The sequence below is a fragment of the Saccharothrix sabaoui genome (assembly GCF_051756985.1).
In the GTDB taxonomy this organism is placed as follows: domain Bacteria; phylum Actinomycetota; class Actinomycetes; order Mycobacteriales; family Pseudonocardiaceae; genus Actinosynnema.
Map to the genome: position 1 here is coordinate 23,807 of NZ_JBPKJK010000082.1, position 14,701 is coordinate 38,507.

5 protein-coding genes (1 of these 5 only partly in view) are annotated in these 14,701 nt (G+C 76.2%); all 5 read left to right on the forward strand.

Annotation, left to right across the window (positions count from 1 at the left end; genetic code table 11):
* Positions 1 to 12,055, forward strand: the 3' portion of a protein-coding gene (locus ACR807_RS24195; RefSeq protein WP_438923686.1) for an SDR family NAD(P)-dependent oxidoreductase. The gene continues 8,933 nt to the left of window position 1, outside the view; only the last 12,055 of its 20,988 coding nucleotides appear in the window; its start codon lies off the left edge, out of view; it ends in the stop codon at positions 12,053 to 12,055.
* Positions 12,052 to 12,990, forward strand: coding sequence for an LnmK family bifunctional acyltransferase/decarboxylase (locus ACR807_RS24200; protein ID WP_438923687.1), 939 nt, complete (start codon positions 12,052 to 12,054; stop codon positions 12,988 to 12,990). The genes ACR807_RS24195 and ACR807_RS24200 overlap by 4 nt, the downstream gene beginning before the upstream one ends.
* Complete coding sequence (locus ACR807_RS24205; protein ID WP_438923688.1) at positions 12,987 to 13,235, forward strand: phosphopantetheine-binding protein; 249 nt, start codon at positions 12,987 to 12,989, stop codon at positions 13,233 to 13,235. The genes ACR807_RS24200 and ACR807_RS24205 overlap by 4 nt, the downstream gene beginning before the upstream one ends.
* Positions 13,232 to 14,467: a hydroxymethylglutaryl-CoA synthase family protein gene (locus tag ACR807_RS24210; protein ID WP_438923689.1), complete on the forward strand. Its 1,236-nt coding sequence runs from the start codon at positions 13,232 to 13,234 to the stop codon at positions 14,465 to 14,467. The genes ACR807_RS24205 and ACR807_RS24210 overlap by 4 nt, the downstream gene beginning before the upstream one ends.
* Before the next feature lie 17 nt (positions 14,468 to 14,484).
* The coding region (locus tag ACR807_RS24215) for a phosphopantetheine-binding protein (protein ID WP_438923690.1) at positions 14,485 to 14,701 on the forward strand (217 nt) is incomplete at its 3' end.

A 14,701-nucleotide genomic window follows, 5' to 3' on the forward strand; every position in this document is an offset into this window, starting at 1 on the left:
CGGCCTCGCGCTGCGCCCGCACCGGGGCGCGGCGAGCCCGGTCCAGGTCCCGGTCTACGTGCCGCAGTGGACGCCCGCGCCCACGCCGGTCCGCGTCGTCGGCCCCCGTCGGGTCGTCGCCGTGCACGCGGCCCCCGGCTGCGAACCCCTCGCCGCCGCGCTGGCCGCCGAGCACGCGGGCGACGACGTCCGCCGGCCCGCGCTCGACGCCGCCGACCCCGCCGCCGACCTGGTGTACGTGGTGGCGGCCGGCACGACCGACCCGGACGCCGTTCCGGCCGCGTTCCGGCTGCTGCGCGCGCTGGCGCGGGTCAGGCCGACGCTGGAGGTGCGGGTCGTCCTCGCCGACGCGGTGGCGGTGCGCGACGGCGACCCCGTGCGGCCCGAGGCCGCCGCGCTGATCGGCCTGGCGCGCGCCGCCGGGGCCGAGCACGCGGGCTGGCGGGTCGGCTGCGTGGACGTGCCGGGCGACACCGCGCTGGACGACACCGCGCTGGGCGACACCGTGCCGGGCGACACCGTGCCGGGCGACACCGCGCGGGCGGCGGCCCTGGTCGTCGCCGAGGACCTGGTCGAGCCGCTGGTGGCGTGGCGCGGCGGGCAGCGGCTCGTGCGCCGGTTCGCGCCCCTCGCGCTGCCCGCCCCGACCCGGCCGGCGTTCGCGGACGGCGGCACCTACCTGATCACCGGCGGCGCGGGCGGCCTCGGCCTGGCGCTGAGCGAGCACCTGGCGCGCGAGCACCGGGCCAACCTGGTCTGGGTGGGGCGCCGCCCCTCCGACGCCGCGATCGGCGAGCGCGCCGCGCGGGTGTCCGCCGCCGGCGGCCAGGTGCTCTACCTGAGCGCCGACGTGACCGACCCGGCGTCGGCGCGCTGGGCGGTGCGCGCGGCGAAGGAGCGCTTCGGCGGCCTCGACGGCGTCGTGCACGCCGCGGGCGTGTGGCGGGACGGTCCGCTCGCGACGATGACCGACGAGGCGTTCGCCGACGTGCTGGCACCCAAGCGGGACGGCGCGGTCGCGCTGCTGGACGCGGTCGCCGACGAGGACCTGGACGTGCGCGTGGTGTTCTCCTCCGCGGCGTCGTTCGTCCGCCCGCCGGGGCAGGCCAACTACGCGGCGGGCAGCACCGCGCTCGACGCCGTCGCGGCGGCGGCCGGCGCGACGGTCGTCAACTGGGGCTACTGGGGCGGCGTCGGCGCGGTGGCGGACGAGGCCCACGCCCGCCGGTTCGCGGCGCTCGGCGTCGGGTCGATCTCCCCCGAGGAGGGGTTCGCCGTCCTGCGCGCGCTGTCGGCCTCCGGTGTGCGGCAGGCGCTGGTGCTCAAGGCCGACGTCGACCGGTTCGCGGAGTACGGGCTCGCCCTGCCCTCCGCCGACCGGGAGGTGCGGGACTACGTGCGCTCGGTGTTCGCGGCCGTGCTGAAGCTGCCCGAGTCGGCCATCGGCGACCGCGAGACGTTCGAGAACTTCGGCGTCGACTCGCTCAACGGGGCCGAGATCCTGCGCCGGTTCTCCGAGGACCTGGGGGAGCTGCCCGCCACCCTGCTGTTCGAGCACGTCACGGTCGAGGACCTGGCCGCCCGGCTGGCCGACGCGTTCGCCGCGCGGCGAACCCCGGCCCACGACCCCGCGCCCGCCCCCGTCGCGACCGCACCCGCTGCGGCCCCGCCCGCCGTGACGCGGTCGCGGGAGGTGCGGGAGGGCGACATCGCCGTCATCGGCGTCAGCGGCCGGTACCCGAAGTCACCCGACCTCGACGCGCTCTGGACCAACCTGCTCGCCGGGGCCAACTGCGTGACCGAGGTGCCCGCCGACCGGTGGGACTGGCGCACCCACTTCGACCCCCGGCCCGGTGTCCCGCACCGCAGCCGGGGCCGGTGGGCCGGTTTCCTCGACGACATCGCCGCCTTCGACGCCCCGCTGTTCGGCGTGCTGCCGCGCGAGGCGGCGGCCGTCGACCCGCAGGAGCGGCTGTTCCTGGAGACCTGCTGGAACCTGCTGGAGAGCACCGGCCACCTCGGTCGGCACGGCGCGGTCCGCGAGACCGGCGTGTTCGTCGGCGTGATGTACGGGTCCTACGGCAAGCTCGCGGCGGTCGACGGGTGGCCCAGGGGCGAGTTCCCGGCGGCGCACTCGGCGTACTGGTCCATCGCCAACCGGGTGTCGTACACCTTCGACCTGACCGGTCCGAGCCTGGCCGTCGACTCGGCGTGCTCGTCGTCGCTCACGGCCGTGCACCTGGCGTGCGAGAGCCTGCGCCGGGGCGAGTGCCGGCAGGCCGTCGCGGGCGGGGTGAACCTGGTGCTGCACCCCGCGCACCTGGTGGCGCTGTCCGGCATGACCATGCTCGCCGGCGGCGACGGCTGCCGCGCGTTCGACGCCGCCGCCGACGGTTACGTGCCGGGCGAGGGCGTCGGCGCGGTGCTGCTCAAGCCGCTGGCCGACGCGCTCGCCGACGGCGACGACGTGTGGGCGGTCATCCGGGGCGGTTTCGCCAACGCGGGCGGCAAGACCAGCGGCTACACCGTGCCCAACCCGAGCGCGCAGGCGGCGCTGATCGCCGAGGCGCTGCGCCGCGCCGACGTGGACCCGGCGACCGTGGACTACGTCGAGGCGCACGGCACCGGCACGCAGCTCGGCGACCCGATCGAGGTCGCCGCGCTGAACCGGGCGCTGGGCCGTGCCGAGGGGCACGAGTGCGCCCTGGGCTCGGTGAAGGCCAACCTGGGCCACCTGGAGGGCGCGGCGGGCATCGCGGGCCTGACCAAGGTGCTGCTCCAGCTCCGGCACCGCACCCTCGTGCCCGCCGCGAACCTCACGCGGCTCAACCCGAAGATCGACTTCCGGGACTCGCCGCTGCGCGTGCAGCGGGAGGCCGCGCCGTGGCCCGAACCCGTCGGCCGCCCGCGCCGCGCCGGGGTCAGCTCGTTCGGCGCGGGCGGGGCCAACGTCCACATCGTCCTGGAGGAGCACGTGGCGGAGCGCGTCGAGCCCGAGGTCGAGGTCGAGTTCGGCGGCGAGCACCTGGTCGTGCTGTCCGCGCGCGACCACGAGCGGCTCGGCGTCCTGGCCGGCCGGGTCGCAGACCACCTGGCCGGCGGGGACGTCGACCTGGCGCGGGTCGCCCGGACCACCCAGCTCGGCAGGCGGGAGATGCCCGCGCGGGTCGCCGTGCGGACGACGGACCTGGCGGGCCTGGTCGACGCGCTGCGGGCGTTCGCCGGTGGTGGGGAGCACCCGGCGGTCACGTCGGGCACCGCCGTCCGCACGGACGCCGTCGTGCCGCCGGACGCGTCCCCGGCCACCGTCGCCGCGGCCTGGGTCGCCGGCGCGGAGGTGGACTGGCGCGCCCGCTGGACCGGCCCGCTGCCCCGCGTGGTCGCCCTGCCCACCTACCCGTTCGACCACCGCAACCGCTACTGGGCACCGGGACCGATCGCTGACCTGCCTGCCGCTGACCGGCTCGCTGCCGACCAGTTGGCCGCCGACCGACTCGCCGCGGACCAGCCTGCCGCCAGTCAGTCGGCCGCCGACCGGGCCGCTGCCGATCGGGCCGCCGTGGAGCGGTTGGCCGCCGAACAGGTCGCCGTGGAGCGGTCGGTCGTCGACCAGTCGGGGGCCGGTGTGCCCGAGCACCTGGCCGATCACCGGGTCGGCGGTGTCCGCTGGCTGCCCGCCGCCGCCGTGGTCGAGTCGGCGCGCGACCGGCACCCCGCCGCGGTCCTGCGCGACCTGCGCTGGCACGCGCCGGTGCTCGTGGACGACCTGCCCGGACCGGTGCCGGTCGACCTCACCCCCGCGGACGGCGGCACCCGCTTCGCGGTGCGCGTGGCCGGCGCGCTCCTCGCCTCCGGGCTGCTCTCCGACGACCCCGCCCCGCCCCGCCCGCCCGTGTCGGTCGCGGACCGCTGCACCGACACCGTCGACGTCGCCGGGTTCTACGCGGGCATGGCCGCCGCCGGCCTCGCCCACGGTCCCGGGCTGCGGGTCGTGGACGAGCTGCGCACCGGCGAGGGCGTGGCGTGGGCGCGGCTCAGCCCCCGGGTGGCTCCCCGGTCCGATGTGGACGCGTCCCTGCTCGACGGCGCGCTCCAGGCGGTGGCCGCCGCGTGCGGCGGGTCGTCGGTGCGCGTCCCGGTGGCGCTGGCCGAGCTGGCCGTGCACGACGTGCTCGCCGGTCCGTGCGAGGTGCACGTGACCCGCGTGGGCGGAACCGGTCCGCGCGAGCTGTACGACGCAGACCTGACCACCTCCGGCGGTCGACCGCTGGTGTCGCTGCGCGGGCTGGAGATCCGGGCCACCGGGACGGTGGACGAGTGCTCCTACGCCACGCCGGTCTGGCGGCCGGCCGCGACCGCACCTGCCGGTGACGCGCCCACGACCGCCGTCCTGCTGGCCTCCGACGCGGAGACCGGCGAGGCCGTCGCCGACCGCCTGGAACGCGACGGCGTCCGCTGCGTCGTGCTCGTGCCCGGCGTCCTGCACGGCTGGGTCGACCACCGCACGCACGAGGTCGTCGCCGGCGAGCAGGCCCAGTACGGGCTGGTGGTGCGCGAACTCGCGATCCGGGGGGTGCTGCCCGACGCCGTGGTCCGCTGCTGGGACCCCGGCGCGGCCCCGTCCTCCGCCGCCGAGGTGGCGCACGAGATCGGGCACGGGTTCGCCCCGTTCCTGTGGCTCACCGCCGCCGTCCTCGCCGAAGGCGGCCCGAGGCCGGTGCGGGCGGTCTACACCTACTCGGCGTCCACCGCCCACGCCCGACCGCACGACGTGGCCGCCGCCGGGGCCCTGCGCACCGCCGCGCTGGAGCACTCCGGCCTGCGGGCCGTCGTGGTGGGCTTCGAGGGCGCGCGGGCCGCCGCCCCGGCCGCCGAGCTGGCCGAGGCGACCGCCGCGGAACTGCTGTCCTGCGAGGCCGGCGTGACCGAGGTGCGGCACGCCGGCGGGCAACGCCTGGTCAAGTCGTCGACCGGGTGGGACCCCGGTGCGCCGACCACCCCGTCGACCGGGGGCACCTACCTGGTGACGGGTGGCGCGGGCGCGGTCGGCCTGCACGTCGCCCGCCACCTCGCCCGCCGCGGCGGGACCGTCGTCCTGGCGGGGCGCTCGGCGCTCGACGACCGGCGGCGGGCGCTGGTGGCGGCCATCCCGGGCGCGACGCACGAGGTGGTCGACGTCGCCGACCCGGTCGCGCTGCGCGCGCTGGTGGAGCGGGTCGGTCCGCTGCGCGGCGTCGTGCACGCCGCCGGGGTGCGGCGGGACTCCCGACTCGTCGTCAAGACGGCCGACGACCTGGCCGCCGTGCTGCGGCCCAAGGTGGCGGGGACGCTCGCCCTGGACGAGGCGACCGCGGACCAGCCGTTGGAGTTCTTCGCGCTGTTCTCCTCGGTGGTCGCCGAGACCGGCAACCCCGGCCAGGCCGACTACGCCTACGCCAACGCGTTCCTGGACGCGTTCGCCGAGCAGCGCGACCAGCGCCGCGCGGCGGGGCTGCGCGCGGGCCGCACCGTGTCGATCGGCTGGTCGCTGTGGGCCGAGGGCGGGATGACCGTCGACGGCGCGACCGAGGAGCTGCTGCGGCGTCGCTGGGGCCTGCGCCCGCTGCCCACCGCTGCCGCCCTGGCCGCGTTCGACCGCGCCGTGGCCGGCGGGGTCAGCAGGGTGACCGTCTCGACCGCCGCCACAGCTGGTGCGGCCGAGGCCGACCGCGCGACCCGGCAGGTCCCGGCCGCCGGTGGCCCGGTGGCGTCGGTCCTGCCGGTCGTGACGGCCGACCTCCAGGCGCTGGCCGCGGACTTCCTGCTGGTCGAACCGGACGACGTGGAGCTGGACGCGGAGCTGCTGGAGCAGGGCTTCGACTCGATCACGCTCACCGAACTGGTCAACCGGCTCAACGAGCGCTACGGCCTGGACCTGCTGCCGACGGTGTTGTTCGAGCACCCCACCCTGGGCGCGCTCGCCGCATACCTCGACCGCGAGCACCGGGCCGAGATCGCCGCCGCGACCACGGCCACCGCTGCTGCCGCCGACACCGACCCCAACGACGCCGCCGACGCCGCCGACACCGCCGTCGCCGTTGGGCAGGAGCCGGAGGCCGCACCCGCGCCCGCGCCCGCACCGGCCGCGCTCCCGGACGGGATCGCCGTCATCGGCATGGCCGGGGTGTTCCCCGGCTCACCGGACGTCGAGTCGTTCTGGGACAACCTGCTCGCGGGCCGGCACCTGGTCGGCCCGGTGCCCGCCGACCGCACCGACCTGCTGGCCGACGAGCAGGCGGCGGGCGTCCGCGGCGGGTTCCTCGACCACGTGGACCGGTTCGACGCCCGGCTGTTCGGCATCGCCCCGCGCGAGGCGGCGCTGATGGACCCGCAGCAGCGGCTGTTCCTCCAGACCACGTGGCGCGCGGTCGAGGACGCCGGTTACCGGCCGTCCTCGTTGGCGGGCACGAGCACCGGCCTGTTCGCGGCGGTGTCCACCTCCGACTACGACGACCTGCTCAAGGATCACGGCGTGCCGGTGCGGGCGCACACCGCCACCGGCATCGCCCACTCCGTGCTGGCCAACCGGGTGTCCTACCTGCTCAACCTGCGCGGACCCAGCGAAGCGGTCGACACCGCGTGCTCGGGCTCCCTCGTGGCCGTGCACCGGGCCGTCGCCGCGCTGAAGGCGGGGGAGTGCGACCTGGCGCTGGTGGGCGGGGTGAACGTCCTGCTCAGCCCCGGGCTGTTCAGCGCGTTCACCCAGTCCGGGATGCTCAGCCCCACCGGGGCGTGCCAGGCGTTCGCGGCCGGCGCGGACGGCTACGTGCGCGGCGAGGGCTGCGGCGTGCTGCTGCTCAAGCCGCTGCGGGCGGCCGTGGCGGACGGCGACCACGTCTACGGTGTCGTCACCGGTTCGGCGGTCAACCACGGCGGCCGGGCCGCGTCGCTGACCGCGCCCAACCCCGAGGCGCAGGCCCAGGTGGTGGTGCGCGCCCACCGCGCCGCCGGCGTCGACCCGCGCACCGTCGGCTACGTGGAGGCGCACGGCACCGGCACCGCCCTCGGCGACCCGGTGGAGGTCGAAGGGCTCAAGCGCGCCTTCGACACCCTTTACGCCGACCACGGCCTGCCGCCCGCCGGCACGGCCCACGTCGCCCTGGGGTCGGTGAAGTCCAACATCGGCCACCTGGAGGCGGCGGCCGGCGTGGCGGGCCTGGTGAAGGCGCTGCTCGCGGTGTCGCGCGGCGTGGTGCCCGCGACCCTGCACGTCACCGAGGTCAACCCGCTCGTCCGGCTCGACGGCACGCCGCTGCGGCTCGCCACCGAGCCGGTGGACTGGTCGGACGTGCCGGTCCGCCGGGCCGGGGTCAGCTCGTTCGGGTTCGGCGGCGCCAACGCCCACGTGGTCGTCGAGTCCGCGCCGAGCGCCCCCGACCTGCCGGTGCCCACCGGTCCGGTCGTGGTGCCGCTGTCCGCCTCGACGGGGGACGCGCTGCGCCGCACCGCACGGGCGCTGGCCGACCACGTCGAGCGCGCCGACCTCGACCCGGCCACGGTCGCGCACGTGCTCCGGCACGGTCGGGACGCGCTGCCCGAGCGCGCCGCGTTCGTGGCGGCGGACCGGGACGAGCTGATCGCGCTCCTGCGCGACCTGGACGACGACCGGGTCCACCGCGGCCGGGCGAGGAGGGGCGAGGCACCCGCCGAACCGGGGGCGTCCCCCGGCGACCTGGTCCGCGCCTGGGTGCGGGGCGCGGAGGTGGACTGGGCGACCTGCCTGCCCGGCCCGGCACCCCGCCGGGTCCCACTGCCCGGCACGGAGTTCGCCGCCGACCGCCACTGGTTCGACACCGAGATCGAAACGCCGACCACGATGCCGACGCAGACCGCGATGCCGACGCCGACCGTGACGCCGACGCCGACCGCGACGCCGACGGCGACGCCGACCGCGACGCCGACGGCGACCGTGACGCCGAGCGTCGCGACACCCACCACCGAGGAGGCCACCGTGCGCCCAGCCGCGAAGCCCGCGCCGCAGCGCCCCAAGATCAAGCTGTCGCGGCCGGGCGCGGAGCCCGCACCGGTCGCCCCCGCGCCACCTGCCCCCGCGCCGCCCGCGCCCGCTGTGGCGGCCCCCGTCCAGCCCGCGCCCGCGCCTGTGGCCGCCCCGCCCACGCCCGCAGCCACCCCGGTCCCGGCCCCGGCGGCGGCGATCGCCCGGGTCGCCCAGGTGGTCACCGAACGGCTGGCCGACATCCTCGGCACCCCCGCCGACGAGATCGAGCCCGACCGCCCGTTCGGTGAGCTGGGCCTCGACTCCATCTACCGGATGGACCTGGTGCGGCTGATCAACTCGACCTTCGAGCTCGACCTCAAGGCCGTCGAGCTGTACGACCACGACACCGTCGATCTGCTGGCGAACTTCGTCGCGCCCCTGGTCGCCGCCCCCGACGCCCCGGCCCCGACCCCGATCCCAGCCCTGACCCCGATCCCAGCCCCGACCCCGATCCCAGCCCCGGCCCCGGAGTCCCGCTCCACCGTCGACGCGCTGATCGGGTTCGTCCTCGACACCGTCGGGCACCGGGTCGAACCGGAGGCCACCTTCGAGGACAGCGGCTTCACGTCGTTCGACCTGCTGCGGGTCGTCGCCGCCCTGGAACGCGGCCTCGGCGCGCTGCGCAAGACGCTGTTGCTGGACCACCCGACCCCGGCCCGCCTCGCGGCCCACCTCGACGAGGTGTTCGGGCCGGGCGTCGCCGAGCTGATCGCCGGCACCGAGCGGGCCGAGCCGAGCACGGTGCCCGACGCCGTCGCGGGCGGCGAGCTGGTCGTCGGCAAGCGCGAGCTGGACGAGCGGCCCGAGCTGGCCGAGCTGGTGCGGCGGCTCGACCTCGCGCACGCCAAGGAAGGCGGTCTCCCGGGGCGCGACATCGCGCCGCTGATCTTCCTGGGCTCCCGGCGCGAGGGCTACTTCCACTTCTCCCGGCGCGGTGACGTGCTGTTCGCGTGGAGCTACGTCGGCACCGCCGACTACCTGCCGGAACTGGCGGGGGAATGGCTGGCGCACGCGGCGGCCCAGGGCGCGAAGCCCGCGTTCCTGGCGATGTCACCGCTGGCCGAGGCCGGTGGCCGGCCGCTGTCGGCGACCCCGTTCGGCGCGGTCCAGCGCATCGAGGACCTGTCGGCGTTCGACGTCGACGGGCCGAGGGCGCGCAAGCTGCGCAACCAGATCAGCCGGTTCGAGCGGGCGGGCAAGGCCGAGGTGGTCGAGTACGCCGTGGGCTCGGACCCGGCCACCGACGCGGCGGTCGCCGAGCTGATCGGCGACTGGGCGGCCCAGAAGGACATGGTCAACCCCTACGTGCGCACGGTGCGCGACGAGATCGGCCGCGGCGTCCTCGGCCCCCGGCACCGCATGTTCCTCACCAGGCTCGACGGGGTGCTCCAGAGCGCGATCATCGTCACGCGCATCCCGTCCGAGCGGGGGCACCTGCTCGACCTGGAGTTCTACCGGGAGAGCACCCCGCGCGGCTGCCTGGAGCACGGCATCGTGGAGATCATCCGCAGGCTGGCCGCCGAGGGCGACACCTCGTTCAGCTTCGGCGGGACCTTCGGCGTCCGGCTCACCGGCTCGCCCAACGCCGACCCGGACGTCGAGCGCGGCCTGGCCGAGCTGCGCTCCCTGGGCGTGTTCACCGGCGAGGGCAACTTCCGCTTCAAGAACAAGTTCCAGACCACCAACCACCCGGTCTACCTGTGCCAACCGGCCGACCAGCCGGCCGCCGACGTCGCGTCGATCATCCTGATGATCGCCAACCCGCCGGCCATCACCGCACAGGACCGCGCGACCACCGAACCGGAACCGGAGACCGAGACCGAGAACGCGACCGCGACCGTGCGGCGCGCGACCCCGCGTCCCACACCGGCACCGCTGCCCACCGACGACGGCGCGGCACGCCGGGACAAGGCCCTGTCCCGGGCGGGGCACAACCCGCTGCGCGTCCCGGCCCACGACGTGGAGTTCGACTTCACCACGGACTCCTGGACCGAGCTGGACACCCCGCACGTGCGGGACCACTCCGCCCGCCTCGCCACCGCGGCCCGGGACGTCACGGCCACCGTGGACCTGGTCGCCGGCGCGTACGGCGTCACCGCGCCGCTGCCGCACCGCTGCGTCGTGCCCACCAACTCGGGCCGGTCGGCGGAGGCGCTGCTCTGCCGCGCCTGGCCCGGTCGCCGGGGCCACGTCGTGCAGAACGCGCTGTTCCCCACCTGGGCGGTCAGCGAGCTGGACCACGGCTTCACCCCGGTGCCGGTCCGCGTCGACCCCCGGGCCGCCGAACCGTTCCTGGGCGACCTGGACCTCGCCGAGCTGGACCGCGCGCTCACCGCGCGCGGGGGCCGCGTGTCGTTCGTGTGCGTCGAGCTGAGCACCAACGCCCGCGGCGGGCACCCGGTGTCGCTGGCCAACCTGCGCGGCGTGCGGGAGGTCGCGGACCGGCACGGCGTGCCGCTGGTCCTCGACGCCACGCGCGGCCTGGAGAACGCGGCGTTCGTCCGCGAGCACGAGCTGCGCACCCCGGACCGCCCGCTGGTGGACGTGCTGGCCGAGCTGCTCGCCGGCGTGCGGGCGGTGACGATGGGCCTGTCGAAGGACTACGGCGTCACGTCGGGCGGGCTCGTGCTCACCGACGACGACGAACTCGCCGCGTCCCTGCGCGAGCAGGTCGCGCTGCGCGGCGTCGAGGCCGGCCTGGCGACCCGGCGGGTGATGACGGCCGCGCTCGCGGACACCGCCGGCGCGGAACGGGCCGTGCTGGAGCGGATGGAGGCCGTGCGCGTCCTGTGGCGGGCGATGGTCGACGCCGGCCTGCCGGTCGTGGGCCCGGCGGGCGGGCACGCCGTGCTGCTCGACGCGGCCCGGCTGCCCGGCGCCGACGGGCTGGAGCACGTGGTGGCGTCCGCGCTGGCGTGGGTCTTCCGCGCCACCGGCGTCCGCGCCGCCCCGCACCTGGACGGCGGCACGCTGATCCGGCTGGCCGTCCCGGTCGGCACGACCGCCGCGCGGGCCGCCGAGGCGGGGGCGAGGCTGGCCGCGCTGGCGCGCTCCGGCGGCACGCCCCCCGCGCTGGTGCGCGCGGCGGACGCGGGCGGCACCGGCGCGGCGGAGGCCGCCTACTACCCGGCCGACCTGCTGCCCGACGACGTGCGGGAGGCGATGGACGAGGGGCACCGCCCGCTGGACGAGAACCTCGCCGTGCTGACCGGGTTCCGGCCGGACGTGCGCCGGGTGCTGGTCCGGGTCGGCTCGGGGGAGGTGGAGGCGTTCACCGCCGGTTCCGGCGAGACGCTGCTGCTGATGCACCCGTTCAACATCGGGGCGGGGTTCTTCGGGCCGCAGTTCGCCGCGCTGGCCGACCGGTACCGCGTGCTGGCCGTGCACCACTCCGGGGTCGGCGCGACGACCGAGGCCACGGACATCTCGGTCAACGGCCTGGCGGACCTGTTCGGGCGCACGCTCGACGCGCTGGGGATCACCGGCCCGGTGCACGTGGCGGGCGCGTCGTTCGGCGGCATCGTGGCGATGGCGTTCGCGCTGCGGCACCGGGCGCGCACGGCGTCGCTGACCCTGATCGGCAGCTCCTACCGGGTGGGCAACCGGGCGGGGGAGATGAACCGGCTCAGCCTGGTCGCCGACGAGGACTTCCGGCGCCTGGAGCGCAACGGCGTGACCGTCGACCGGGTCGGGTTGCAGCGGATGCTGCTGCGCTGCGAGAGCATGAGCACCCACACCGGCCTGCGCTACCTCGACGAGTTCGCCACCGACCCCGGCCTGCTGCCGCACCTGCCGGAGCTGGACGTGCCGGTGCTCCAGGTGCACGGCGCGCTGGACACGGTCATCCCGCTCAAGACCGGGCACCTGCTGCACGGCACCCTGCCCGACGTCCGGTTCCACGAGTTCCCCGACGCGGGGCACTTCCCGAGCCTGACGGCGGCCGACCGGTTCAACGCCCTGCTCGACGGGTTCCTCGCCGAGCGGTCCACCACCGCCCCGGCCGGGGGTGCGCGATGACCAGCGCGACGGCCACCAGCTCGCAGGAGTTCGTGCTCAGCCCGGCCATGTGCGGCCCGAACTCGCTGTTCGTCGGGCGGCTCGGCGACTGGACGTGGAACGCGGTCAGCGCCGCGTGCGGCGTCGACGCGCTGACCGCCCGCAACGCGGACGGCGAGCCGACGTACCTGGCGTTCCAGCTGTTCGACGTGTGGGGCGCGGACCCGGCGGGCTTCACCTTCGGCGACCGGATCGACGTGCGCACCGCCGTGTTCGCCTGCGGCGCCGAGTCGGTCGCGACGCTGCACCGCGTCGCCCCGGCCGGCAGCGAGGGCGCGGCCGACCCGTCCCTGGAGCCCGCGGAGTTCTTCGAGGACCGCCGCCCGGACTGCCTGTACGCGCTGAACTTCAACCGCTGGGTCTCCCGGTCCGCGCCCGGCAGCAACCGCGGCCTGGTGCGCGCCTCGCCGCCGGGGTTCACCACCGCGCACCTGCCGGAGCTGCCCCGCGAGCACTCGCCACGGCTGGCCTGCGCGCAGGCCCGGCAGCAGCTGACCCTGCGGGACCTCACCGCGTCCGGCCCGGCGAGCACCGGCGAGCCCGGCATCACCGGGTTCACCACCGACTACCGCATCGACCCGACCCGCGACCTCAACGGCGTGGGCCTGGTCTACTTCGCCGCCTACTTCTCGATCGTGGACGGGGCGCTGCTGGCGGCGTGGCGCTCCGCCGGCCGCCCCGGCGCCGCGTTCCTCGCGCGGCGGACCCGCGCGCGGCGGCTGTGCTACCTGAGCAACGTCGACGCCGACACCGTCCTCACCGCCGGGGTGTCGTCGTGGCTGACCCATTCCCCCGGCGGGTGGACGGACGAGGTGGTGGACGTGGTCCTGCGCGACAGGGAGACCGGCGCGGTGGTCGCCGTGGCCTCCCAGGAGCTGACCTGGGGTGCGGCGTGAGCGGCCGGCCGGAGGTGGAGCGCGTGGTGCGCGAGGTGATCTCGGTGATCCTGCCGGCGGCCGACCCCGCCCGGGTGGCCACCGCGAACAGCCTCAAGGAGCTGGGCGCGGACTCGGTGGACCGGGTGGAGATCGTGGTCGAGGCCATGGACCGGCTCGGCGTGGTCGCGCCGATGTCGGACTTCAGCGGCCTGCCCGACCTCGACGCCCTCGTCGACCGGCTGCTGGAGCGGAGGCCGGTGTGAGCGCCTACGGGATCGAGGCCGTCAACGCCTACCTCGGGGTCGCGTACATCCCGGTGCCCGAGCTGTTCCGGGGCCGGGGGCTGGACCCGGCGCGGCTGGCGAACCTGATGATGTCCGAGCGCTCCATCGGCCTGCCGGTGGAGGACCCGGTCACCAACGCGGTCAACGCCGCCAAGCCGGTCGTGGACGCGCTCGACCCCGCCGAACGGGACCGGATCGAGCTGCTGGTCACCTCCACCGAGTCCGGTGTGGACTTCAGCAAGTCGGTGGCCTCCTACGTGCACAAGCACCTCGGGCTGTCGCCGAAGTGCCGCGTGGTGGAGGTCAAGCAGGCGTGCTACGCGGCGACGGCCGCCGTGCAGCTCGCCGTGGGCTACCTCGCCTCCGGCCTGTCACCGGGGGCGAAGGCGCTGGTCATCGCCACCGACGTGGCCCTGGTCGACGCGCGCGCCGAGTACGCCGAACCCGCCACCGGCCACGGCGCGGCGGCCGTGCTGCTGGGCGACGACCCGGCCGTGCTGGCGATGGACCTCGGCGCCTTCGGCAACCACAGCTACGAGACGCTCGACTCGGCGCGGCCGACGCCGGAGTTCGACGTCGCCGACGTGGACCGCTCGCTGTTCGCCTACCTCGACTGCCTGGCCAACAGCTTCGCCGACTACGCCGACAAGGTGGAGGACGCCGACTTCGTCGACACGTTCGACCACCTCGTCATGCACACCCCGTTCGTCGGGCTGGTCAAGGCCGCGCACCGCAAGATGATGCGCGACCTGCGCCGCGCCGCACCGGCGGAGGTCGAGGCCGACTTCGAACGCCGGCTGCGGCCCGCGACGGCGTACGCGAGCCGGGTGGGCAACCTGTGCTCCGGCTCGGTCTACCTGGGCCTGGCCAGCGCCATCGACAACGCCGCGATCGGCGGCGGCGTCCGGCTCGGCCTGTACTCCTACGGCTCCGGCTGCTCGGCCGAGTTCTTCAGCGGCGTCACCGACCCGCGCGCGGCGGCCACCGTGCGCGCGGCCCGCATCGCCGAGCGACTGGACGCGCGCGCCGAGCTGACCTTCGCCGAGTACGACCTGCTGCTCAAGGACACGCTGCGCTGCCTGGTGCCGGTGCGCGACCGCGAGGTCGACCTGCCCAGGTGGGACGAGTACCTGGACCGCGTCCCCGACCGCGAACCGATGCTCGTGCTCAGCCGCGTGCAGGACTACCACCGCCAGTACGAGTGGCGCTGAACCCCCGGAGGGACACCATGACCCACGACGAGATCTTCGCGGTGGTGCGGGACAACCTGCTCACCGTGGTGCCGGGCATCCCGCGCGAGAGCGTCACCATCGACGCGGCGATGTCCGACCTGGGCGCGAACAGCATCGACCGGGCCGAGGTCGTCACCATGACCATGGAGCGCCTGAACGTGGTCGTGCCGGTGATGGACTTCCAGCACGTGGCCGACATCCGCTCCCTGGTCG

Coding starts and splice junctions, on each gene's coding strand:
- ACR807_RS24200 (WP_438923687.1), top strand. CDS start 12,052: ATGACCAGCGCGACGGCCACCAGCTCGCAGGAGTTCGTGCTCAGCCCG.